Source organism: Streptomyces sp. NPDC052079 (genome assembly GCF_040680275.1).
Classification (GTDB): Bacteria; Actinomycetota; Actinomycetes; order Streptomycetales; family Streptomycetaceae; genus Streptomyces.
The window spans coordinates 93,453-115,963 of sequence record NZ_JBFAWL010000017.1 but is presented as its reverse complement, the minus strand read 5'-3'; the positions used below and the strand labels follow the sequence as shown (position 1 = coordinate 115,963).

The window sequence follows — 22,511 nt, the reverse complement described above, 5'->3', positions numbered from 1 at the left end:
CCAGCGCTCAGTTAAAAGCACAGCCCGACCTGCCGCTCGCGTTAGGACAGCAAGGACAGCGATGCCCACCGACACCACCGCCTCCCCGGGTCAGCAGGCCGAGGCCTCCCCGGGTCAGCAGGCCGGCAAGTCCGGCAGGAAGAAAGGGCGCAAAGCCCGACTGATCGTGCTCGTCCTGGTGCTGGCCCTGATCGGCGGTCTGGCCTACGGGGGGTACTGGACCGTCAGCACCGTGCGGGCCTCCTTCCCCCAGACATCGGGCACCGTCACGCTCCAGGGGCTGTCGGGGAACGTCGACGTCAAACGCGACGGCCACGGCATCCCGCAGATCTACGCCTCCTCCGACGAGGACCTGTTCATGGCGCAGGGCTACGTGCAGGCGCAGGACCGGTTCTACGAGATGGACGTGCGCCGGCACATGACCGCCGGGCGCCTGTCGGAGATGTTCGGCGAGAGCCAGGTCGACAACGACGAGTTCCTGCGCACCCTCGGCTGGCACCGGATCGCCGAGGAGGAGTACGACAAGAAGCTCTCGCCCGCCACGAAGAAGTACCTTCAGGCGTACGCCAAGGGTGTCAACGCCTACCTGGAGGGCAAGGAAGGCGACGAAATCTCCCTGGAGTACGCGGCGCTGGGCTTCGAGAACGACTACAAGCCCGGGGAGTGGACCCCGGTCGACTCCGTGGCCTGGCTCAAGGCGATGGCCTGGGACCTGCGCGGGAACATGCAGGACGAGATCGACCGCGCGCTGATGACCAGCCGTCTCGGCCCCAAGCAGATCGCCGACCTGTACCCGGAGTACCCGTACGGCCGGAACAAGCCGGTGATCCAGGAGGGCCGGTACAACGAGCTCACCGGGGCGTACGAGCAGGGCGGGGCCACCGGAAACGGCACAGGGACAGGAAACGGCACCGGGACCGGCACGGGAACGGCGGGCTCGGGAACAGGCACGGCCACGGAGGCCGGTACGGGCACCGGCACCGGCACCGCGGGCTCCGCGCTGGAGAGCCAGCTGACGGGCCTCCAGGAGGTCATGCGGGACCTGCCCACCGCCGTCGGCATCAACGGCGACGGCATCGGCTCCAACTCCTGGGTCGTCTCCGGTGACCACACCATCACCGGCGAGCCGCTGCTCGCCAACGACCCGCACCTGTCCGCTTCGCTGCCGTCCGTCTGGTACCAGATGGGCCTGCACTGCCGCAGCGTCTCCGCCGAGTGCCAGTACGACGTCACCGGCTACACCTTCGCGGGCATGCCCGGCGTCATAATCGGCCACAATCAGAACATCGCCTGGGGCCTGACCAACTCCGGCGTCGACGTCACCGACCTCTATCTGGAGAAGATCACCGGCGACGGCTACCAGTACGACGGCAAGGTGGTGCCGTTCACGACCCGCGAGGAGACCATCCAGGTCGCCGGCGGCGAGCCGCAGAAGATCGTGGTCCGCGAGACCAACAACGGCCCCCTGCTCTCCGACCGTTCCGAGGAACTGGTGAAGACCGGCAAGAAGGCCTCCGTCGACAGCGCGGCCCCCGACCGGGGCGACGGCTACGGCGTCGCCCTGCGCTGGACCGCACTGGACCCGGGCCGCACCATGGAGTCCGTCTTCGCCATCAACCGCGCGAAGGACTGGGACGACTTCCGCGAGGCGGCCACGCTGTTCGAGGTGCCCTCGCAGAACCTCGTCTACGCGGACACCAAGGGCCACATCGGCTACACGCTGCCCGGGAAGATCCCCACCCGCGCGGAGAAGCACGACGGTTCCGTCCCCGCCCCGGGCTGGGACGGCGACTACCGGTGGACCGGCTGGATCGACCAGGACGCGCTCCCCTTCGAACTCGACCCCGAACGCGGCTACATCGTCACCGCCAACCAGGCCGTCGTCGGCAAGGACTACCCCTACACGCTGACCACGGACTGGGGCTACGGCGCCCGCAGCCGGCGCATCACCGACCTGATCCAGTCGAAGATCAAGGACGGCGGCAAGATCTCCACCGACGACATGCGGCAGATGCAGCTCGACAACTCCAGCTCCATCGCCAAGCTGCTGGTGCCCGACCTGCTGAAGATCGACACCCGTGACCCGGAGGTGCGGGAGGCGCAGAAGCTGCTGGAGGGCTGGGACTACACCCAGGACGCCGACTCGGCCGCCGCCGCCTACTTCAACGCCGTGTGGCGCAACATCCTCAAGCTCGCCTTCGGTCACAAGCTGCCCAAGGAGCTGCGGGTCGAGGGCCAGTGCCTGTGGGTCGACCCGGTCAACACCACCGGCCCCGCCGACGAGGCGGACAAGGTCCGCGAGTGCGGTCAGCGCGCCGCCGACCAGGCGCAGCCGGACGGCGGCGACCGCTGGTTCGAGGTGGTCCGCAAGCTGAAGGACGACCAGGACAGCGACTGGTGGACGACGCCCAAGAAGGGCACCCGTCCGGGCGCCGGCAACCGTGACGAGCTGTTCAAGCGGGCCATGATCGACGCCCGCTGGGAGCTGACCGCCAAGCTGGGCAAGGACATCGACACCTGGAGCTGGGGCCGGCTGCACCGCCTGTTCCTGAAGAACCAGACGCTCGGCACCGAGGGCCCCGGCTTCCTGCAGTACATGCTCAACCGCGGCCCGTGGAAGCTCGGCGGCGGCGAGGCGACGGTCAACGCGACCGGCTGGAACGCGGCCGGCGGCTATGAGGTCGTGTGGGTGCCGTCCATGCGGATGGTGGTCAACCTCGGCGACCTCGACAAGTCGCGGTGGATCAACCTCACCGGCGCCTCCGGGCACGCCTACAGCGCCCACTACGTCGACCAGACGGACAAGTGGGCCAAGGGCGAACTGCTGGAGTGGTCCTACTCGGAGAAGGCGGTCGAGGAGAGCACCAGCGACACGCTGCTGCTCAAGCCCTGACCCCGGCCGTCCCGCCGCCGCACATCGGCCTTCACGCACCGCGTGGAGGCCGATCCGCGTGTCAGGGGCGGGCGCCGAACCGCCGTACGCCGGACGGTGTGACCACCGCGTGCACCGGCCGGTCGTGCGGCTCCTCGGGGACACGGCCGACGACCTCGGCGTCGTACAGCAGCACCACCAGGGCCGGACGGGCGCCCGCGCGGTCCAGCCGGGCGAGCACACGGTCGTAGGAGCCGCCGCCGCGTCCCAGCCGCATCCCGCGCGCGTCGACGGCCAGTCCGGGCAGCAGGACGACGTCCGCCTCCGTCACGGCGTCCGGTCCGAGGCGTTCGCCGGCCGGCTCGAACAGGGCCATACGCCCGCCGTGCCGCACCCGTCCGAGGGAGTTCTCCCCGGTGTACGTGCCCCAGTCGAGGTCGTTGTCCGGGAGCAGCGCGGGCAGCAGGACGCGTACGCCCCGCGCGCGCAGCGCGTCCAGCAGCGCGAGCGTGCCGGGTTCGCTCCCCACGGAGACGTACGCCGCCACCGTGCGCGCGTGCGCGAGTTCGGGCAGCGCGAGTGCCTGCCGGGACAGCGCGATCGCGTATTCCCGCATGTCATCCGCCGTCAAGCTGTTCCTCGCCTGGAGGATTTGGCGGCGCAGCACCCGCTTGTCAGACTCGTCGGCGCGGTCGTTGTGTCTCAAATCTGTACCCGTACCGTTCCATTATGCTCATATGAGCGGTAAATAAACGGAGTGACAGATTCCCTGCAAAGGCACCGGATATGGTGTCCGGCATGTCACAGTCACACCCTCGGATCAGCAAGGCTGTCATCCCCGCAGCCGGTCTCGGCACCCGGTTCCTGCCGGCCACCAAGGCCACTCCCAAGGAGATGCTGCCGGTCGTCGACAAGCCGGCGATCCAGTACGTGGTCGAAGAGGCCGTCTCCGCCGGTCTCGACGACGTCCTCATGGTGACGGGCCGCAACAAACGGCCGCTGGAGGACCATTTCGACCGCAATTACGAACTCGAGTCCGCCCTTCAGAAGAAGGGCGACGCCGACCGCCTCTCCAAGGTCCAGGAGTCCAGTGACCTGGCCACCATGCACTACGTCCGCCAGGGCGACCCCAAGGGCCTCGGCCACGCCGTGCTGTGCGCCGCGCCGCATGTCGGCCACGAGCCCTTTGCCGTCCTCCTCGGCGACGACCTGATCGACCCGCGCGATCCCCTGCTCCAGCGCATGATCGACGTCCAGCAGAAGCACGGCGGCAGCGTCATCGCGCTCATGGAGGTGGCCCCCGAGCAGATCCACCTCTACGGCTCCGCCGCCGTCGAGGCCACCGCGGACTCCGACGTCGTCAAGGTCGGCGGTCTGGTCGAGAAGCCGGCGCTCGAGGACGCGCCCTCGAACTACGCCATCATCGGCCGCTACGTCCTCGACCCGGCCATCTTCGACATACTGCGCAAGACCGAGCCGGGCCGCGGCGGCGAGATCCAGCTCACCGACGCCCTCCAGCAGCTCGTGGCCGACGAGAAGGTGGGCGGCCCGGTGCACGGCGTCGTCTTCAAGGGCCGCCGCTATGACACCGGCGACCGCGGCGACTACCTGCGTGCCATTGTCCGTCTCGCGTGCGAACGTGAGGACCTGGGCCCGGACTTCCGGACCTGGCTCCACCGTTATGTCACCGAGGAGATGCAGGAACGTTGAGCACCGCCGCGCCCCGCACCGCAGGCCCGGACCACCTCTGGACGGTGGACGAGCACCTGGACGACATCCTCGCGACCGTCCGGCCCCTCGAACCCATCGAGTTGCAGCTCCTCGACGCCCAGGGCTGCGTCCTGGTCGAGGACATCACGGTCCCGGTGTCCCTGCCCCCGTTCGACAACAGCTCCATGGACGGGTACGCGGTGCGGGTCGCGGACATCGCGGGCGCCAGCGAGCAGTACCCGGCGTCCCTCGAGGTCGTCGGGGACGTCGCCGCCGGCCAGGGGGACCTCGTGCACGTCGGCCCCGGCCAGGCCGCCCGCATCATGACCGGCGCCCCGCTCCCGCCCGGCGCCGAGACCGTCGTGCCCGTCGAGTGGACCGACGGCGGCCTCGGCGGGGGACCGGCCGCCGGGATGCGCGCCCGCAGCCTGGCCCCCGACGGCGCCACCGGCCAGGTCGCGGTGCACCGTCCGGCCGCGGCACGCGCGCATGTGCGCGCCCAGGGCAGCGACGTCAAGGCCGGCGACCGCGCGCTGGAGGCCGGCACCGTCCTCGGCCCGCCGCAGATCTCCCTGCTGGCCGCCATCGGCCGCGGCACGGTACGCGTGCGCCCGCGCCCGCGCGTGGTGGTGCTCTCCACCGGCAGCGAACTCGTCCAGCCCGGCGAGGAACTGCGCCCCGGTCAGATCTACGACTCCAACAGCTTCGCCCTCACCGCCGCCGCGCGGGACGCCGGCGCGATCGCCTACCGCGTGGGCGCCGTCGCCGACGACGCCGCGACCCTGCGGGACACCATCGAGGACCAGTTGGTCCGCGCCGACCTGATGGTCACCACCGGCGGCGTGAGCGTGGGGGCGTACGACGTCGTCAAGGAGGCGCTGTCGTACGCGGCCGACGAGGACGAACCCGGCAGCGGCGTCGACTTCCGGAGGCTCGCGATGCAGCCGGGAAAGCCCCAGGGCTTCGGCTCCCTCGGCCCCGACCACACCCCGCTGCTGGCCCTGCCCGGCAACCCGGTCTCCTCCTACGTGTCCTTCGAGCTGTTCGTCCGCCCCGCCATCCGCACCCTGATGGGCCTGCCGGACGTCCACCGGCCGCGGGTCCGCGCGAAGCTCACCGCGGACCGGGCCCTGACCTCGCCGAAGGGCCGCCGCCAGTTCCTGCGCGGCCGGTACACCGACGGCACGGTGACGCCCGTGGGCGGCGCCGGATCGCACCTCGTGGCCGCCCTGGCACATGCCGACGCGCTGATCGTCGTCCCCGAGGACGTCGAGTCCGTCACGCCCGGCACCGAGGTCGAGGTGATCCTGCTCGGCTGAGCAGAACCGGTTGGCGGTACCGTGTCGCGCACAGCAGGCCCGTGCGCCGCACCGCGCGGGGCCAGGACCGGGAGCGCCACACGATCATGACCGTGCCTTCCCGGGGGGCGACCCCCGGACCCTCCGAGCAGCAACGTCTGACCCACATCGACGAGGCGGGCGCCGCTCGCATGGTCGACGTGTCCGAGAAGTCCGTCACCGCGCGCACCGCGCGGGCCACCGGCCGCGTCCTCGTCTCCCCGCGCGTGATCGACTTGCTACGCGGCGAGGGCGTCCCCAAGGGAGACGCGCTGGCCACCGCGCGCATCGCGGGCATCATGGGCGCCAAACGCACCCCCGACCTGATCCCGCTGTGCCACCCCTTGGCGCTCTCCGGTGTGAAACTGGACCTGTCGGTCGCGGACGACGCCGTGGAGATCGCGGCGACCGTGCGCACGACGGACCGCACGGGTGTCGAGATGGAGGCGCTCACCGCGGTGTCGGTCGCCGCGCTCACCGTGATCGACATGGTCAAGGCGGTCGACAAGGAGGCGGTCATCACGGACGTGCGGGTCGAGGAGAAGACGGGCGGCAAGTCGGGCGACTGGAGCCGGTCATGACGCTCGACGCGGCGGCCGGCGGCGCGCTGTCCGCTCCGTACAGCGCGCTGGTGATCACGGCCTCCAACCGGGCCGCCGCCGGGGTCTACGAGGACAAGGGCGGCCCGCTGATCTCGGACGGCCTGAAGCGCTTCGGGTTCGCGGTCGACGGCCCCCAGGTGGTCCCCGACGGCGAGCCCGTGGAAGCCGCCCTCCGCGCCGCCGCCGACGCCGGGTACGACGTCGTCGTCACCACCGGAGGCACCGGCATCTCGCCCACCGACCGCACCCCCGAGGCGACCCGCCGGGTGATCGACCACGAGGTCCCCGGCATCGCCGAGGCCATCCGGGCGTACGGCCGGGAGAAGGTGCCCACGGCCGCCCTCTCCCGGGGCCTCGCCGGGGTCGCGGGCAAGACCCTGATCGTCAACCTGCCCGGGTCCTCCGGCGGCGTGAAGGACGGGCTCGCCGTCCTGGAGCCGCTGCTGAAGCACGCCGTGGACCAGCTGCGCGGCGGGGACCACCCGAGGCCGGACGCCGGCGGCGGGGGTGCGAGCTGAACAGCCCACACTGGCCGGTCGAGCTGGTGGACGGCGACGTCGTCCTCCGGCCGATAAAGCTGCGCGACCAGAAGGCCTGGCGCGAGGTCAACCGGCGCAACCGGGACTGGCTGCGGCCCTGGGAGGCGACCATCCCGCCGCCCACGCCCAGCGGCCCGATCACCCATCGCCCGACCTACCGGCAGATGGTCCGCCATCTGCGCTCCGAGGCGAACGCGGGCCGGATGCTGCCGTTCGTCATCGAGTACCAGGGGCGTCTCGTCGGCCAGTTGACGGTGGCCGGGATCACCTGGGGGTCGATGTGCTCGGGCCATGTGGGCTACTGGGTGGACGAGGCCGTGGCCGGACGCGGAGTGGTGCCGACGGCCGTGGCGATGGTCGTGGACCACTGTTTCCGCACTGTCGGACTGCACCGCATCGAGATCTGCATTCGCCCGGAGAACATGCCGAGCCGCAGGGTCGTGGAGAAACTCGGATTCCGCGAGGAAGGGCTGCGGCCCCGGTATCTCCACATCGACGGCGCCTGGCGGGACCATCTCGTCTTCGCGCTCACCGCGGAGGAAGTCCCCGGCGGTTTGCTCGCCCGGTGGCACCGGGCACGCTCTCAGGAGCGGTCCGGCCGCGAGCTGCCCGGACACGACCGGCACAACCGGGGAATCGCGCATGGACCGGGAAATTGAATAAACGTTCGAATTTAAGCGCGGGATGACCGTCTTCGAGCCCGGAATTCCGGTTCAGGAGGCCTCCTGAACCCGGCCGTCACAAAAAATGTTCGAAATATCAGCCGGATCGTGCGACACACCGGCCCAATTGGCGGATGGCCCGCGCCAAACCCCTCTACCGTGTGAGGCGTGAGCAGCAGCGGCCTCATCTACGCAGTCATCGTCGGGGCCTGGGCCGCCTACTTGGTGCCGATGTGGCTCCGTAGGCAGGACGAGCTGAACGAGGCCCGTCCGACGGAACGCTTCAGCACCGCCATCCGATTGCTGTCCGGACGGGCGGGCATGGAGCGCCGGTACGCCAAGGACCTGCGGGCGCGCTCCACCGACGAGGGGGAGCAGGGCGTCCACGACCCGGATGCGATCACCGACTCGGTGGACGTCCGGGCCTTCGCCGTGTCCCAGACCCGTCCGCAGACCCGGGCGCCCCTTCCGTCCGCCCCCGAAGAGCGCCCGGAACCGGCGCCCGGCCGGCCGCCACGCGAACGCGCGGAACGGCGTGCGCCCGAACCCGCCCCCGCGCGGGCACGCGTTCCGGCCGCCCGCCGGGCCTCCGAAGCACGCGCGGCGCAGGCCGCGGCCGCGCGCGCCCGGCGCTCCAAGGTACTGGCCCGCCGCCGGCGCACCACGACACTCCTCTTCGTCGCCTTCACCTTCGGCGCGGTCGTCGCGGCGATCGGCGGACTCGCCTTCCTCTGGGCGCCCGGTGTGCCGGCCGTGCTGCTGAGCGCGTACATCGCCTATCTGCGCTCCCAGGAGCGCCGCCGCTTCGCCTACCAGATGGACCGCCGCCAGGCCGAGGCCGCGGCCCAGCGGCTGCGCGAGCGCGAGCGCCAGCCGCGCCGCCGCCCGGCCGTCGACGACGCCAACCCCGACGAACCGGAGGGGCCGGAAGCCGGAGCCGTCGCCGACCCGGGCCTGACCGCGCTCGCCGCGGACCGGCGCGCACTCGTCGAGCAGACCGACCACGCCGAGTGGGTCGACCAGCAGCGCGAGCGGCAGCGCCGCCCCGGCCAGGGCGGCGACAGCTGGGACCCCGTCCCGGTCCCGCTCCCCACCTACGTCACGGCCCCGGTCGCCCCCCGCGCCACCAGCGACGTGGACCTCGGCGCCCCGGACACCTGGAGCTCGGCCCGCTCGAGCCCGGTACCCGCGGAGGAGGCCGCCCCGGCCGAGGAGGCGGACCCGGAACCCGCTCCCGCCGACGAGCGCACCGACGCCCGCCGCGCGGCCTCCGCCCGCCGCTCCCGCGAACGCGGCCGCACCCCGCTCTTCGACCAGTACGAGGACGCCGACCGCCCGAAGGCCGCCAACGAGTAGCCCCCGGCCCCACCGGCAACGGATTTCCGAGCACCCGGATCGGGATGCTAAAGTTTCACTCGTTGCAAGGGCCTGTGGCGCAGTCCGGTAGCGCACCTCGTTCGCATCGAGGGGGCCAGGGGTTCAAATCCCCTCAGGTCCACCGCAGCTGAGCCCCCGCCGAGAAATCGGCGGGGGCTTCTTCGTATTGCCGGCGCCCCGCATACCGGGCTCGGACCCGGCGTCGAACGGCTCACCGAGGGCATCGAGGCGGGCTATCGTCGTAGCAACGGTGCACCGAAGGAGCACGAAGGAGTACCCCCGGTCATGACCGCACACGCCGCAGAACCGACACCGTCCGTTCCGCCCATGCCCGAGCGGAACCCGAAGGCGCTGCGTGCCGCCATCGTTCAGCATGCGCCCCAGCTTCTTCCGGACTTCGACGAGCACTGGAAGTGGGCCGTCGCGGACGCGTATGACGTCAGCACGGTGCCTGCGTTCATGGCCCGCTGGTGGGGTGAGTATGCGATCGCACGCGATCGGGAACTCGACGCCCACATGGCTGATCTGCACCACCGTGCGGCCGAGTCGACCGACATCGCCGAAGCCAAGGCGCTCCTGGAAGAAGCCTCCCATATCCGGTACGAGGTGCAGCGGCTGGAGCCCGGCCAGTGACGGACGACGGATTCATGGGACCGCCGTGGCAGATGGACTGGACACTCAAGGCCCAGGCCGTTCGCGACACCTTGCCCGAGCATGTGCGGAAGACGGTCGATGCCGTGCGTGCGGAACCCGTTACGGCGAAGGACCCGTACTTTCGGGGCGTCGACACGGACGCGGACCTTCCCGATGGCATGAAGGTCCGGCCGATCCAGTCCAGTGTTCCGAAGGGCCCTCGCATCTTCTTCTTCGGCCATGGGCACGGCTGGCTGCGCCATACGTTTGTCCGGCGTGTGGAGGACCCGCAGATCGTCGTGGAAGAGGTCTTCTGGCAATGACCTGTCCCTGGTCTCACAGCGTCTTCGCGTAGCAGCGGCTTTCCTCGTGGTGGCGGTAGTAGCCGAACTTTTCGCAGGGCTCGTAGCCGCTGGAGGTGTAGAGGGCGATGGCCTCGGGCTGCTTTGTGCCGGTTTCCAGGACCATGCGGGTGCGGCCGGCCGCGCGGGCGTCCTGCTCCAGGGCGGCCAGGATGCGGCGGGCGAGGCCCCGGCCGCGCATCTGCTCGATCACGTACATGCGCTTGAGCTCGGCGTCGCCGTCGCGGTTGCCCTCGCCGTTGGCGTCCTGGACGCGCCAGCCGCCGGAGGCCACGGGGACGCCGGCCTCGTCGTACGCGATCAGGTAGACGCCGTTGGGGGGCATGAAGTCCGCCGGGTGCATGGGGGTGGAGTCGCCGCCGTCGCCGTAGCGGACGTGGTATTCGGCCTGGACCTCGGCGTCCAGCTTCACGGCGTCGGGGTGGTCGTAGGGGACCGGGCGGATTTCCATGCCGATTACGGTAAAACATGCGCGGACATGGAGTGTCGTATCGTGCCCTGATGCTTACTGTGACCTCCGTCAACGTCAATGGGCTGCGGGCCGCCGCCAAGAAGGGTTTCGTGGAGTGGCTGGCCGGGACCTCCGCCGATGTGATCTGTCTGCAAGAGGTGCGGGCGGAGGCCCACCAGTTGCCGGAGCAGGTGCGGGAGCCCGAGGGGTGGCATGTCGTGCATGCTCCCGCCGCGGCGAAGGGGCGGGCCGGTGTTTCGCTGTACAGCCGGCGTGAGCCCGACCGCGTGCGGATCGGGTTCGGGTCGGAGGAGTTCGACGGCAGTGGGCGGTATGTGGAAGTGGATCTGCCGGGTGTGACGGTTGCCTCGTTGTATCTGCCGTCCGGGGAGGTCGGGACCGCGCGGCAGGACGAGAAGGTGCGGTTCATGGGCGAGTTCCTCGCCTACCTCAAGGGGCTGCGGGAGCGGGCTGCCGAGGAGGGTCGCGAAGTCCTCGTGTGCGGCGACTGGAACATCGCCCATGAGAAGGCCGACCTGAAGAACTGGCGGGGGAACACCAAGAGTTCCGGGTTCCTGCCGGAAGAGCGGGAGTGGCTGTCCCGGGTGCTCGATCCGGATGACGGCGGGTATGTCGATGTCGTGCGGGCGCTGCATCCGGACGTCGACGGGCCCTATTCGTGGTGGTCGTACCGGGGGCGGGCGTTCGACCACGACACGGGGTGGAGGATCGACTATCAGATGGCGACGCCGGGGCTCGCGCGGCGCGCGGTGAAGGCGTACGTCGAGCGAGCCGCCACGCATGCCGAGCGGTGGTCGGACCACGCGCCGGTGACGGTGGTCTACGAGCGGGCGGCGGGCTGACGCGGACGCCGAGGGGGCGGCCTAGGTCTGCTTGCGCAGTCGGCGGTCCAGGGCGAGGGAGAGTTCTGCGTCGACCACGCTGCGGGCCAGGGGGCGTAGGCGGTGGAGGGTTTCCTCCGGGGCGTGGCGGAGGATCAGGTCGGCGAAGAGGTTGGCCAGGGCGTCGGCGTGGGTGCGGACCTCCGCGCCGGTGCGGAGCACCTCCGCGAGCGGAATGCCCTCGCGGACCAGGGCCGACGACACGTCGAGCAGGCGGCGGCTGATGTGGACGATCTCCTCGCCGTCGACGCCGAGGTAGCCGAGGTCCAGTGCGGCGGCCAGGTTCTCCGGGGTGACCTCGCCGGAGAAGTGGTCGGCCAGTTCCTCGGGGGTCAGGCGGACCGGTGTCTCCTCGGTGGGGGTGTCCATGCCGAGGAGGTCGCCGACGTCGCGGCCGTGGTCGAAGGCCTCGGCGAGCTCCGCTATGCCGTTCAGGGTGTGGCCGCGTTCGAGCAGCGCGGTGATGGTGCGCAGCCGGGCGAGGTGCTGGTCGTCGTACCAGGCGATACGGCCTTCGCGGCGCGGTGGCGGGATCAGCTTGCGTTCGCGGTAGAACCGCAGCGTGCGCACCGTGATGCCGGCCAGCCTGGCCAGCTCCTCCATGCGGTACTCGCGCCGCTCGCCGGGTCCTTCGCTGTCTGCTGCCACGTCTGAAGCCTAGGGCGTACCGGCGGTAAGTTTCCTCGCACGCCCCCTACCGATCAGTACGGAGCTGCTCTACTCTCCCCATTGCGCCAGTGGTCACTGGCAGGGTTCTGAGCGATGCGTGGAGGCTTCGGGATGGCCGAGCACGAGCACGAGCACGAGCATGTACGGGTGGCGGTGGTCGGGTCCGGTTTCGGCGGCCTCGGGGCCGCCGTCCGGCTGAGGCGTGAGGGGATCACCGACTTCGTCATCCTGGAGCGGGCGGGCAGCGTCGGCGGCACCTGGCGCGACAACAGCTATCCCGGCTGCGCGTGCGACGTGCCCTCGCACCTGTACTCCTTCTCCTTCGCGCCCAATCCCGACTGGCCCCGCTCCTTCTCCGGGCAGGAGCACATCCGCGCCTACCTGGAGCATGTCACCGACGTCTTCGGCCTGCGCCCGCACCTGCGCTTCGACTCGGAGGTGAAGCGGATGGTGTGGGACGGCGAGCGGCTGTGCTGGGACATCGAGACCACCAGCGGAAACCTCAGCGCCGATGTGGTGGTCTCCGCCACCGGACCGCTGTCCGAGCCGAAGCTGCCGGACGTCCCCGGGCTCGACACCTTCCCCGGCAAGGTGTTCCACTCCGCCCGGTGGGACCACGACTACGACCTGCGCGGCAAGCGGGTCGCCATGATCGGCACCGGGGCGTCCGCGATCCAGATCGTGCCGTCGATCCAGCCGCTCGTGTCGCGGCTGACCCTCTTCCAGCGCACGCCCGCCTGGGTCCTGCCCCGCGTCGACCGGCCGATCACCGGTGCGGAGCGCGCCCTGCACCGCACCCTGCCCTTCACCACCAAGATCCGCCGCGGACTGCTCTGGGGCGTACGGGAACTGCAGGTCCAGGCGTTCACCAAGCACCCGGGCGAGCTCGGCCTCATCGAGCGGCTCGCCAAGAGCAACATGGCCCGCGCCATCAAGGACCCGGCCCTGCGCGCCACGCTCACGCCGGACTACCGCATCGGCTGCAAGCGGATCCTGCTGTCCAGCACCTACTACCCGGCGCTCGCGCAGCCCAACGTCGACGTCGTCGGGAGCGGGCTGAGCGAGGTGCGCGGGTCGACCGTCGTGGCCGCCGACGGGACCGAGGCCGAGGTCGACGCGATCGTGTTCGGGACCGGCTTCCATGTCACCGACATGCCCATCGCCGAGCGGGTCGTCGGGGCCGACGGGAAGACCCTCGCCGAGGCCTGGGCGGGCGGGATGCAGGCGCTGCGCGGCGCGGCCGCCGCCGGGTTCCCCAACTGGATGACGGTCATCGGGCCCAACACCGGCCTCGGCAACTCCTCCATGATCCTCATGATCGAGTCCCAGCTGAACTACCTGGCCGACTATCTGCGCCAGCTGGACGTCCTGGGGGTCCCCCCAGGCCCTCAAGGCACTGGGGGAGGCAGGGTCGCCCTCGACGCCCGCCCCAGCGCCGTACGCGCCTGGAACCACCGGGTGCAGGAGCGGATGAAGCGCACGGTGTGGAACACCGGCGGCTGCACCAGCTGGTACCTCGACGCGAGCGGGCGCAACACCACCATCTGGCCGGGGACGACAGCCGAGTTCCGGCGCGAGACGCGGCACGTGGACCTCGCCGAGTACGCCGTTCTGCGCGCCGCCCCCGCCCGGCCGGAGCCCACCAGGGACAACACGGAGATCACCGCATGAGCCGCCTCACCCACGTCACCTCCGGGCCGTACGCCCCGCCCGCCGCCGCCCGCGAACTGACCGCCCTCTCCGCCGACGGCGCCCGGCTGCACGTCGAGGTGCACGGACCCGAGCGGGCGCCCGCGGTCGTGCTCGCCCACGGCTGGACCTGCTCGACCGCCTTCTGGGCGGCACAGATCCGCGAACTGGCCGTCGACCACCGGGTCATCGCCTACGACCAGCGCGGCCACGGACGTACGCCCGCGCACCCGGACTGCAGCACCCGGGCGCTCGCCGACGACCTGGAGGCGGTGCTCACCGCCACCCTCGCGCCCGGGGAGCGGGCCGTGATAGCCGGGCACTCCATGGGCGGGATGACGGTGATGGCCGCGTCCGCCCGGCCCGCGTTCCGCGAGCACGCCGCCGCCGCCCTGCTGTGCAGCACCGGCAGTTCGCGGCTGGTGGACGAGGCGACGGTGCTGCCGATGCGGCCGGGACGGGTGCGGACCTGGCTGACCCACCGCGTCCTCGGCTCCCGGGCACCGCTCGGACCGGTCACACCGATGGCCCGCCGGATCCTCAAGTACGCCACGATGGGCCCCGCTTCGGCGCCGCACATGGTCGAGGCCTGCGCCCGCATCGTGCACGCCTGCCCGCGCGGGGTGCGTCACGCCTGGTCGCATGTCCTCGGCGAGCTCGATCTCGACCACGGGGTACCGGAGTTGCGCGTGCCCACCGAGATCATCGTGGGTACGGCGGACCGGCTCACCCCGCCCGTGCACGCCCGGACGCTGGCCGCCGCGCTGCCGGAGTGCCTCGGCCTCACCGAGCTGCCGGGGATCGGCCATATGACGCCGGTCGAGGCGCCCGACCTGGTCACCGGGAAGATCCGGGCGCTGGCCGCCGCCCACATCCACGCCGAACCCGCCGTCGAGGAGAGCGCATGAGCAGGGTCAGTCTCGAAGGAAAGGTCGCCGTCGTCACCGGAGCGGCGCGCGGCGTCGGGGAGTTGCTGGCCCGCAAGCTGTCCGCGCGCGGGGTGAAGGTGGCGCTGGTCGGGCTGGAGCCGGACGCGCTGAAGGACGTCTCCTCGCGGCTGCACAGCGACAGCGACCACTGGTACGCGGACGTCACCGACCACGAGGCGATGGCCCGGGTCGCCGGCGAGGTGCGGGAGCGCTTCGGCCGGGTGGACATCGTGGTCGCCAACGCCGGTGTGGCCATGGGCGGTCCGTTCGCCGACTCCGACCCGGAGTCCTGGCGGCGGGTGATCGAGGTGAACCTGATCGGATCGGCGGTCACCGCACGGGCGTTCCTGCCGCTGCTCGTCGAGAGCCGCGGCTATCTGCTCCAGATAGCCTCCCTCGCCGCGATCACCCCCGCGCCGATGATGACGGCGTACTGCGCCTCCAAGTCCGGTGTGGAGGCGTACGCGCACAGCCTGCGCGCCGAAGTCGGTTACCGGGGCGTCAGGGTGGGCGTCGGCTATCTGTCGTGGACCGACACCGACATGGTGCGCGGAGCCGACCAGGACGATGTGATGCGGGAGTTGCGGCAGCGGCTGCCGTGGCCGTCCAACAAGACGTACCCGCTGGGGCCCGCCGTGGACCGGCTGGTGGCGGGGATCGAGCGGCGGTCGGGCCATGTGTACGGGCAGTGGTGGCTGCGGGGCATGCAGGGGGTGCGCGGGTACCTCCCGGCGGTCATCGGGACCGTGGGGCAACGGGAGATGAGGCGGTTCGCCGACCGGCTCGACGTGGTCCGCAAGGGGCTGGTCGGGGCCGGGGGGAACGCCGACGAACAGCATCGCGCTACCGTGCGTAAGTGATCGACATGCGCAGGGTGACGGCCCGTGTGAATCTGGTGGGGCAAGTTCCCCCACCCCACACGGGAGTGAACCACCATGGGAATGAAAGACCAGGCCCAGCAGAAGTCCGAGCAGTCCCAGCAGCAGGCCAAGCAGCGTGCCCAGCAGGGCAAGGAGCAGATGCAGAACCGCGGTCGCCGGCGTGACGAGGACATGGACGAGCAGCGCCGCCAGCGCGAGTCCGAGGAGCGCTTCGACCAGGACTACGAGGTCTGACGTCCCGCACTGAAGCGTCGCGCACCGAAGGTCGCGCACTCAAGGTCGCGCACTGAAGCGTCGCGCACTGAAGCGGAGAAGGGGTGCCCCTGGCGAAGGGGGCACCCCTTCTCACGTCGCACGGCCCCGCTCAGCCGCGCGGCGGCAGCTTCGGCCGGGAGCGGTCGGGGACGTCGCGGTACGAGGGCGGCGTGGCCGGGGGGTGGGTCTCCAGCAGCTCCAGGGCGATCCGCACGGCGTCGTCGAGGACCGCGTACCGGCCCTCGGCCCAGTCCAGCGGGGTGCGCAGCGCCTCCACGTCGGGCTCGACGCCCTTGTTCTCCACGGACCAGCCGTACGCCTCGAACCATGCCGCGTTCATCGGCACCGTGATCACCGTGCCGTCCCCGAGCCGGTGCCGGCCCGTCATGCCGACGACTCCGCCCCAGGTGCGCTGGCCCACCACCGGGCCCAGCTCCAGCAGTTTGAACGCGGCGGTGATCATGTCGCCGTCGGAGCTGGTCGCCTCGTCCGTCAGCGCCACGAGCGGCCCGCGCGGGGCGTCGGAGGCGTACGACACGGGCTGGGCGTGGCGGGTGACGTCCCAGCCGATGATGGTGCGGGTCAGCTTCTCGACGACGAGTTCGCTGATGTGGCCGCCGGCGTTGCCGCGCACGTCCACGATCAGCGAGGGCCGGGACATCTCCATGCGCACGTCCCGGTTGAACTGGGCCCAGCCGGAGCCGCCCATGTCGGGGATGTGCAGATAGCCGCAGCGGCCGCTGCTCAACTCCCGGACCACGGCGCGGCGTTTGGCCACCCAGTCCTGGTAGCGCAGCGGGGTCTCGTCGATCAGCGGGACGACGGCGACTCGCCGGGGCGTTCCCCCGCCCTCCGCCGGCATGAACGTCAGCTCCACCGTCGTACCGCCCGCGCCGGCGAGCAGCGGATAGGGGCCCCTGACCGGGTCCACGGGGCGGCCGTCGACGTGGGTGAGGACGGCTCCCTCGCGGATGCCGGTGCCGGCCAGCGGGGAGCGGGCCCGGGAGTCGGAGGAGTCGCCGGGCAGGATCCGTTTGACCGTCCAGCCCTCCTCGCGGGGAACGAAGTTGGCGCCGAGGAGGCCCTGGCGGCGCTGGTAGTGCGCAGGGCCCTCGTTGCGGCGGGCGGCGGCGACATAGGCGTGGGAGGTGCCGAGTTCGCCGAGCACCTCCCGCAGCAGGTCCGCGAACTCGTCGGGAGAGGCGACGCGTTCGACCAGCGGGCGGTACTGGTCGAGGACCCCGTCCCAGTCGATGCCGCACATGCCGGGCTCCCAGAAGTAGGCGCGGATCAGCCGGCCCGCCTCCGCGTACGCCTGGCGCCACTCGGCCGCCGGGTCGGCCTCGTGCAGGATGCGGCGGGCGTCGATCCACACGGTCGTGTCGCTGTCGCCGGGCTCGGTGGCGGGGACCGCCCGCAGTTCGCCCTCGTCGACCACGACCAGCCGGGTGCCGTCGCCGCTGACCGCGAAGAAGTCCAGGTCCGCGACGAGTTCGGACCTCTTCGCCTTCCCGATGTCGAAGTGTTCCAGGGCGGGCCGGCCGCTGGTGTCGTTGGGGTTGACGAAGGTCTCGCCGAGCGCGCCGGAGATGGGCCAGCGCAGCCACACCACACCGCCGCCCGCGACCGGGTACAGCCCCGAGTACTTGGAGGCGGTCACCGGGAACGGGGTGACCCTGCTCTCCAGGCCCTCCGCCTCGACGGTCACCGTGCCGGATTCGGCGCCCTCCTCGGCGTCCTCGCGCTCGACCGGGTCCAGGCCGCCGGCCGCCGGGCGTCCCTCGGGGTTGAGGGCGAACGGGGACGGGGTGGCCGACGACAGCGGCACCAGGTAGGGGCGGCAGCCCAGCGGGAAGGACAGATCGCCGGTGTGCACGTCGTACACCGGGTCGAAGCCGCGCCAGGACAGGAAGGCGAGATAGCGGCCGTCCCGGGTGAAGACGGGGTTCTCGTCCTCGAAGCGGCCGTTGGTGACGTCGAGGACCAGCCGGTCCTTGATCCGGGCGAGTTTGATCAGCCGCAGCGACCGTCCGATGTTGGGATGCGACCAGGCCAGCCAGGCCCCGTCGGGGGAGAAGGCGAGGTCGCGCACGGGACCGTTGCCGGAGTGGATCAGCTCGGTGACCTCGCCCTGGTCCTCCTCGCCGGTTGAGACCAGCAGCAGCCGTCCGTCGTGCGCGGCGACGGCCAGCCGCTCTCCCGCCGGGTCGGCCACCATCTCCAGCACCCGGCCCAGTCTCCCCTGGGCGAGCCGCCGGGGCTCGCGCTGACCGGTCGCGCGGGGCAGCGAGGCGATCTCGATGGCGTCGTCGCCCTCGGCGTCCGTCACATACGCCACCTGGTCGCCGGGGCGGAGCATCTCCGGCAGCCGCACCCGTACGCCCGGGGTGTCGGTGAGGGTGCGGGCCGGGCCGTCGCGGTGGGTGAGCCAGTGCAGGCTGCCGCGTACGACGACGGCGCTGGCCCGGCCGGTCTCGTCGACGGAGATGCCGTCCAGGTGCCGTGCGGCCGGCACCTGGTAGGGGCGCCGCCCGGCCCGCGGCCCGCTCAGCGTGACATCGAGCCGGCGCGGGACGGAGTCGGGGGACAGGTCCTCCACGAGCCAGAGATCGCCGGCGCACTGGTAGACGACCCGGGTGCCGTCGCTGGAGGCGTGCCGGGCGTAGAAGGCGTCGTGGTCGGTGTGGCGGCGCAGGTCGGAGCCGTCGTACGCGCACGAGTACAGGTTGCCGACGCCCTCGTGGTCGGAGAGGAAGGCGATGCGCCCGCCGACGAACATGGGGGAGTGCAGATGGCCGTCGAGGCCTTCCAGCAGCCGCTGCCCATGCAGCCACAGCCTGCCCATGGCGCCGCCCCGGTAGCGCTTCCAGGCGGCCGGTTCATGCGGCGGGGTGCCGGTGAGCAGCAACGACTTCCGTTCACCGGCGATGTCGGCGACCTGGATGTCGGACACCGGGCCCCAGGGCAGCTTGCGGCCGGGACTGCCGTCGAGGGCGAGCTTGTAGGCCCAGGTGAAGTAGGAGAAGGGCTCGCCGTGCGAGGCGACGGCGAGGATGTGGGCGTGGCCGTTCTCGTCGGGGGGTGCCCAGCCGCAGACCCGGGTGTCCGAGCTGCCCCAGTAGGTGAGGCGCCGTCCGGGTCCGCCGTCCACCGGCATCAGGTGCACCTCGGGGTCGAGGCTGAGCCAGCTCGTGTACGCGATGTGCCGGCCGTCGGGGGAGAAGCGGGGGTGGCCGAGTTTGGTGCGGTCCACGGTGAGCCGCCAGGCGCGGCCGTGGCCGTCGAGCGGGGCGAGCCAGAGGTCGTCCTCGGCCACGAAGCACAGCAGGTCGTCCTTGAGGTGCGGCAGACGCAGGTAGGTCACCTTTCCCATGCTTTTCCGGGGGACGGACCGCAGCAACTTATGGGGACGGACCGCGGCAACTTATACGGAACCGACAACCGTGACGCAGAACACGAACGAAACAGTTTCGTTTCGTTAGCGGGGTGGGCTACCTTCGTCCTGTACGAAACGGTGTCGTTCTCCTGGCGCCGTGAACGCCGGAGTGGAAGGGTGGGAGGGATGAGCGAAGTCCCGATGGCACGCCGCAGCCGGATCACCCCCGAGCGCGAGGCCGAGCTGTACCGGGCCGTGCTCGATCTGCTCCGCGAGGTCGGCTACGACGCCGTCACCATGGACGCCGTGGCCGCCCGCACCCGGTCCAGCAAGGCCACTCTCTACCGCCAGTGGGGCGGCAAGGCCGAGCTGGTGGTGAGGGCGATGCGCAGCCAGAAGCCGGGCGGCATCGCCGACATCGACACCGGAACCCTGCGGGGCGACCTGCACACCATCATCGGGCGCGAGGACGACTGCGTCATGGCGCAGAACGTCGCTTTGATGCGGGCCCTGGCCATGGCGGTGCACCAGAACGACGATCTCCGCCAGGCGTTCAAGGAACTTCTGGTCGAACCGGAGATCGAGGAGTTCCACCGGATCGTCCGGCGGGCGGTCGACCGCGGCGAGATCAGCCCCGACAACCCCGCGCTGGACTACGTGGTGCACATGCTCGTCGGCGCGTTCGCCACACGGACGCTGATCGACGACCGGCCGCCCACACAGGAGTTCCTCCTTTCGTACATCGACGCCGTGGTACTCCCCGCCCTCGGCGTGCCGCCTCATCACTGACCGTCCCCGAGGTCAGCCACCAGAAGTCAGCCACCACTTGACGTCACCCCCCCATTGCCTTAAGGGCATGGGCGGTACCCCCATCGTCGTCGGGCTGATCACCCCTGCCCCGAAGCAACCACGACCTGACCGGGAGTACGCCCTCGTGGCCACTTTCCTCTATCGACTCGGCCGTCTCGCCTTCCGGCGACGGCATTTCGTAGCCCTCATCTGGGTGGCGCTGCTGGCGCTCGCGGGCATCGGCGCGGCCGGCGCCCCGGCGGCCGGCAACTCCTCCTTCTCCATTCCCGGCACCGAGGCCCAGAAGGCCTTCGACCTGCTCGAGGAACGCTTCCCCGGTTCCAGCGCCGACGGGGCGACAGCACGCGTCGTCTTCAAGGCACCGTCCGGCGAGAAGATGACCGACGCCGGCCACAAGGCGACCGTCGAGAAGACCGTCGGCGAACTCTCCGGCGGCTCCGAGGTCGCCCGTGTCACCGACCCGTACCAGGGCGGCGGGGTCAGCCAGGACGGCACCATCGCCTACGCCTCGGTGACCTACGACGTCTCCGGCATGGAACTGGAGGAGTCCTCCCGCGAGGCCCTGAAGGCCGCCGCGGAGGACGCCCGCGAGGCGGGCCTGACCGTCGAGATCGGCGGCGACGCCCTCCAGGCCGTCCCGGAGACCGGATCCGCGGAGATCATCGGCATCGGCGTCGCCGCGGTCGTCCTGGTCATCACCCTCGGCTCGCTGCTCGCCGCCGGGCTGCCGCTGCTCACCGCGATCGTCGGCGTCGGCATCGGCGTGTCGAGCATCACCGCGCTCGCTAGCACCCTCGACCTGGGCTCCACCACCTCCATCCTGGCCTCGATGATCGGCCTCGCCGTCGGCATCGACTACGCGCTGTTCGTCGTCTCCCGCTACCGGGCCGAACTGGCCGAGGGCCGCGCACGCGATGAGGCCGCCGGCCGGGCCGTCGGCACGGCGGGCTCCGCCGTGGTCTTCGCCGGTCTGACCGTCGTCATCGCCCTGGTGGGCCTGTCGGTCGTCAACATCCCGATGTTGACCAAGATGGGCATCGCCGCCGCCGGCACCGTCGTCATCGCGGTGCTGATCGCCCTCACCCTGATCCCCGCCCTGCTCGGCTACGCCGGCCGCCGGGTCCGCCCCGCGGGCGAGAAGAGCAAGCTGCTCGGCGGAGGCCGCGCCGTGAAGAAGCCGCAGCGCCGGAACATGGGCACCCGCTGGGCGAGCTTCGTCGTCCGCCGTCCCCTGGCCGTGCTGCTGCTCGGCGTGATCGGCCTGGGCGCCGCCGCCGTCCCGGCCGCATCACTGGAACTGGGCCTGCCCGACGACGGCTCGCAGCCGGTGTCCACGACCCAGCGCCGCGCCTACGACCTGCTCTCCGAGGGTTTCGGCCCCGGCTTCAACGGCCCGCTGGTGGTCGTGGTCGACGCCAAGGGCGCCGGTGACCCGCAGACGGTCTTCAAGGGGGTCGGCGAGGACATCAAGGGCCTCGACAACGTCGTGAACGTCAGCCCCGCGCAGCCCAACAAGGCCGGCGACACGGCGACGATCACCGTGATCCCCGAGTCCAAGCCCTCGTCGGTGACCACCGAGGACCTGGTCCACGACATCCGCGACGCCGCAGGCACCGACTTCGTCGCCGACGGCGAGGCCGACGTCCTGGTCACCGGCGCCACGGCGATGAACATCGACGTCTCGCAGAAGCTCAACGACGCCCTGGTCCCGTACCTGGTCCTGGTGGTCGGCCTGGCCTTCCTGCTGCTGATCGTCGTGTTCCGCTCGATCCTGGTCCCGCTGAAGGCGGCCCTCGGCTTCCTGCTCTCCGTGCTCGCGGCCCTCGGCGCGGTCGTCGCGGTCTACCAGTGGGGCTGGCTGTCCGGCCTGATGGGCGTGGAGGAGACCGGTCCGATCATGTCGATGATGCCGATCTTCATGGTCGGCGTGGTCTTCGGACTGGCCATGGACTACGAGGTGTTCCTCGTGACCCGGATCCGGGAGGCCTACGTCCATGGCGAGAAGCCAGGGCAGGCCGTCGTGACCGGCTTCCAGTACAGCGCCCGGGTGGTGACCGCCGCCGCGGTGATCATGATCGCGGTCTTCTCCGGCTTCATCGGCTCCAGCGACTCGATGGTCAAGATGATCGGCTTCGGTCTCGCGGTCGCCGTCCTCTTCGACGCGTTCGTCGTCCGCATGGCGATCGTCCCGGCCGTACTGGCCCTGCTCGGCACGAAGGCCTGGTGGCTACCGAAGTGGCTGGACCGCGCCCTGCCCAACGTGGACGTCGAGGGCGAGGGCCTGGCGGCGCACGACACCGGCAACAAGGACGAGGACCGGCAACTCGTGAAGGCCTGACGGCCTCAACGACCGCAGTACCAGCCGGTGAGGGCTCCGTGCGGACGGGACGCCCTCACCGGCTTCCCTCTGTCCCCCTCCTCCCACTCCGCAATGCGCTCGCGTGGCCTCTGCAAC

At 71.1% G+C, this 22,511-nt stretch carries 20 protein-coding genes and 1 tRNA gene; 17 read left to right on the top strand and 4 right to left on the bottom strand.

Annotation, left to right across the window (positions count from 1 at the left end; translation table 11 throughout):
• The first annotated feature begins 61 nt into the window (after positions 1-61).
• Entirely contained in the window at positions 62-2,893 is a 2,832-nt protein-coding gene (locus tag AB0L56_RS23270) for a penicillin acylase family protein (protein ID WP_365425907.1), read from the top strand.
• A 61-nt stretch (positions 2,894-2,954) separates the two neighbouring features.
• Here AB0L56_RS23270 and AB0L56_RS23265 read toward each other — a convergent pair whose 3' ends face one another.
• Positions 2,955-3,578, bottom strand: a complete 624-nt coding sequence (locus AB0L56_RS23265; protein WP_365425905.1) for a 5-formyltetrahydrofolate cyclo-ligase — start codon at positions 3,576-3,578, stop codon at positions 2,955-2,957.
• 92 nt (positions 3,579-3,670) lie between these two features.
• Between AB0L56_RS23265 and galU the strand changes: the two genes are divergently transcribed.
• The 9 genes from galU to AB0L56_RS23220 all read left to right on the top strand — a co-directional run bounded on the left by galU (position 3,671) and on the right by AB0L56_RS23220 (position 10,055).
• Entirely contained in the window at positions 3,671-4,582 is a 912-nt protein-coding gene (gene galU, locus AB0L56_RS23260; RefSeq protein WP_361027642.1) for a UTP--glucose-1-phosphate uridylyltransferase GalU, read from the top strand.
• The gene (gene glp, locus AB0L56_RS23255) at positions 4,579-5,901 is read left to right on the top strand and encodes a gephyrin-like molybdotransferase Glp (protein ID WP_365425903.1); all 1,323 of its coding nucleotides are present in this window, start codon (positions 4,579-4,581) and stop codon (positions 5,899-5,901) included. The genes galU and glp overlap by 4 nt, the downstream gene beginning before the upstream one ends.
• A gap of 86 nt (positions 5,902-5,987) precedes the next feature.
• Positions 5,988-6,500, top strand: coding sequence for a cyclic pyranopterin monophosphate synthase MoaC (gene moaC, locus AB0L56_RS23250; protein ID WP_365425901.1), 513 nt, complete (start codon positions 5,988-5,990; stop codon positions 6,498-6,500).
• Entirely contained in the window at positions 6,497-7,039 is a 543-nt protein-coding gene (locus tag AB0L56_RS23245) for a MogA/MoaB family molybdenum cofactor biosynthesis protein (protein ID WP_361027632.1), read from the top strand. Before moaC ends, AB0L56_RS23245 begins: the two co-directional genes overlap by 4 nt.
• A 26-nt stretch (positions 7,040-7,065) precedes the next feature.
• Entirely contained in the window at positions 7,066-7,719 is a 654-nt protein-coding gene (locus AB0L56_RS23240; protein WP_365425899.1) for a GNAT family protein, read from the top strand.
• A gap of 171 nt (positions 7,720-7,890) precedes the next feature.
• On the top strand, positions 7,891-9,078 hold the full coding sequence (gene glpR, locus AB0L56_RS23235) for a gephyrin-like molybdotransferase receptor GlpR (RefSeq protein WP_365425897.1): 1,188 nt from the start codon (positions 7,891-7,893) through the stop codon (positions 9,076-9,078).
• Positions 9,079-9,146: 68 nt separating this feature from the next.
• Positions 9,147-9,220 (top strand) — tRNA-Ala (locus AB0L56_RS23230).
• Between the two features lie 164 nt (positions 9,221-9,384).
• Positions 9,385-9,732 (top strand): hypothetical protein, encoded by a 348-nt coding sequence (locus AB0L56_RS23225; RefSeq protein WP_365425895.1) that lies wholly within the window; start codon positions 9,385-9,387, stop codon positions 9,730-9,732.
• Positions 9,729-10,055, top strand: a complete 327-nt coding sequence (locus AB0L56_RS23220; protein WP_365425893.1) for a hypothetical protein — start codon at positions 9,729-9,731, stop codon at positions 10,053-10,055. Before AB0L56_RS23225 ends, AB0L56_RS23220 begins: the two co-directional genes overlap by 4 nt.
• 13 nt (positions 10,056-10,068) lie before the next feature.
• Here AB0L56_RS23220 and AB0L56_RS23215 read toward each other — a convergent pair whose 3' ends face one another.
• Positions 10,069-10,545, bottom strand: a complete 477-nt coding sequence (locus AB0L56_RS23215; RefSeq protein WP_365425891.1) for a GNAT family N-acetyltransferase — start codon at positions 10,543-10,545, stop codon at positions 10,069-10,071.
• A 50-nt stretch (positions 10,546-10,595) separates the two neighbouring features.
• Here AB0L56_RS23215 and AB0L56_RS23210 point away from each other — a divergent pair, with 50 nt between their 5' ends.
• Positions 10,596-11,408, top strand: coding sequence for an exodeoxyribonuclease III (locus AB0L56_RS23210; protein WP_365425889.1), 813 nt, complete (start codon positions 10,596-10,598; stop codon positions 11,406-11,408).
• A gap of 21 nt (positions 11,409-11,429) precedes the next feature.
• On the opposite strand, the gene AB0L56_RS23205 is transcribed toward AB0L56_RS23210, so the two are convergent.
• Positions 11,430-12,050: a MerR family transcriptional regulator gene (locus AB0L56_RS23205; protein ID WP_365425975.1), complete on the bottom strand. Its 621-nt coding sequence runs from the start codon at positions 12,048-12,050 to the stop codon at positions 11,430-11,432.
• A gap of 177 nt (positions 12,051-12,227) precedes the next feature.
• On the opposite strand from AB0L56_RS23205, the gene AB0L56_RS23200 reads away from it, so the two are divergent.
• From AB0L56_RS23200 to AB0L56_RS23185, 4 genes are all read left to right on the top strand, one after another.
• Positions 12,228-13,787 (top strand): NAD(P)/FAD-dependent oxidoreductase, encoded by a 1,560-nt coding sequence (locus AB0L56_RS23200; RefSeq protein ID WP_365425887.1) that lies wholly within the window; start codon positions 12,228-12,230, stop codon positions 13,785-13,787.
• Positions 13,784-14,713, top strand: coding sequence for an alpha/beta hydrolase (locus AB0L56_RS23195; protein WP_365425885.1), 930 nt, complete (start codon positions 13,784-13,786; stop codon positions 14,711-14,713). The genes AB0L56_RS23200 and AB0L56_RS23195 overlap by 4 nt, the downstream gene beginning before the upstream one ends.
• Positions 14,710-15,594 (top strand): SDR family oxidoreductase, encoded by an 885-nt coding sequence (locus AB0L56_RS23190; RefSeq protein ID WP_365425883.1) that lies wholly within the window; start codon positions 14,710-14,712, stop codon positions 15,592-15,594. The genes AB0L56_RS23195 and AB0L56_RS23190 overlap by 4 nt, the downstream gene beginning before the upstream one ends.
• A 75-nt stretch (positions 15,595-15,669) precedes the next feature.
• Complete coding sequence (locus tag AB0L56_RS23185; protein ID WP_365425881.1) at positions 15,670-15,849, top strand: hypothetical protein; 180 nt, start codon at positions 15,670-15,672, stop codon at positions 15,847-15,849.
• 130 nt (positions 15,850-15,979) lie between these two features.
• On the opposite strand, the gene AB0L56_RS23180 is transcribed toward AB0L56_RS23185, so the two are convergent.
• Entirely contained in the window at positions 15,980-19,234 is a 3,255-nt protein-coding gene (locus AB0L56_RS23180; protein ID WP_365425879.1) for a S41 family peptidase, read from the bottom strand.
• A gap of 198 nt (positions 19,235-19,432) precedes the next feature.
• Here AB0L56_RS23180 and AB0L56_RS23175 point away from each other — a divergent pair, with 198 nt between their 5' ends.
• Entirely contained in the window at positions 19,433-20,035 is a 603-nt protein-coding gene (locus AB0L56_RS23175) for a TetR/AcrR family transcriptional regulator (RefSeq protein ID WP_365425877.1), read from the top strand.
• 145 nt (positions 20,036-20,180) lie between these two features.
• Positions 20,181-22,394, top strand: a complete 2,214-nt coding sequence (locus AB0L56_RS23170; protein WP_365425973.1) for an MMPL family transporter — start codon at positions 20,181-20,183, stop codon at positions 22,392-22,394.
• Positions 22,395-22,511: the final 117 nt, after the last annotated feature.

Excerpts from the sequence above, each read along its gene's own strand:
- AB0L56_RS23270 (WP_365425907.1), top strand. The coding sequence starts at position 62 with ATGCCCACCGACACCACCGCCTCCCCGGGTCAGCAGGCCGAGGCCTCC.
- galU (WP_361027642.1), top strand. The coding sequence starts at position 3,671 with ATGTCACAGTCACACCCTCGGATCAGCAAGGCTGTCATCCCCGCAGCC.
- moaC (WP_365425901.1), top strand. The coding sequence starts at position 5,988 with ATGACCGTGCCTTCCCGGGGGGCGACCCCCGGACCCTCCGAGCAGCAA.
- AB0L56_RS23245 (WP_361027632.1), top strand. The coding sequence starts at position 6,497 with ATGACGCTCGACGCGGCGGCCGGCGGCGCGCTGTCCGCTCCGTACAGC.
- AB0L56_RS23225 (WP_365425895.1), top strand. The coding sequence starts at position 9,385 with ATGACCGCACACGCCGCAGAACCGACACCGTCCGTTCCGCCCATGCCC.
- AB0L56_RS23215 (WP_365425891.1), bottom strand. The coding sequence starts at position 10,545 with ATGGAAATCCGCCCGGTCCCCTACGACCACCCCGACGCCGTGAAGCTG.
- AB0L56_RS23210 (WP_365425889.1), top strand. The coding sequence starts at position 10,596 with ATGCTTACTGTGACCTCCGTCAACGTCAATGGGCTGCGGGCCGCCGCC.
- AB0L56_RS23205 (WP_365425975.1), bottom strand. The coding sequence starts at position 12,050 with ATGGAGGAGCTGGCCAGGCTGGCCGGCATCACGGTGCGCACGCTGCGG.
- AB0L56_RS23200 (WP_365425887.1), top strand. The coding sequence starts at position 12,228 with ATGGCCGAGCACGAGCACGAGCACGAGCATGTACGGGTGGCGGTGGTC.
- AB0L56_RS23195 (WP_365425885.1), top strand. The coding sequence starts at position 13,784 with ATGAGCCGCCTCACCCACGTCACCTCCGGGCCGTACGCCCCGCCCGCC.
- AB0L56_RS23190 (WP_365425883.1), top strand. The coding sequence starts at position 14,710 with ATGAGCAGGGTCAGTCTCGAAGGAAAGGTCGCCGTCGTCACCGGAGCG.
- AB0L56_RS23185 (WP_365425881.1), top strand. The coding sequence starts at position 15,670 with ATGGGAATGAAAGACCAGGCCCAGCAGAAGTCCGAGCAGTCCCAGCAG.
- AB0L56_RS23175 (WP_365425877.1), top strand. The coding sequence starts at position 19,433 with ATGAGCGAAGTCCCGATGGCACGCCGCAGCCGGATCACCCCCGAGCGC.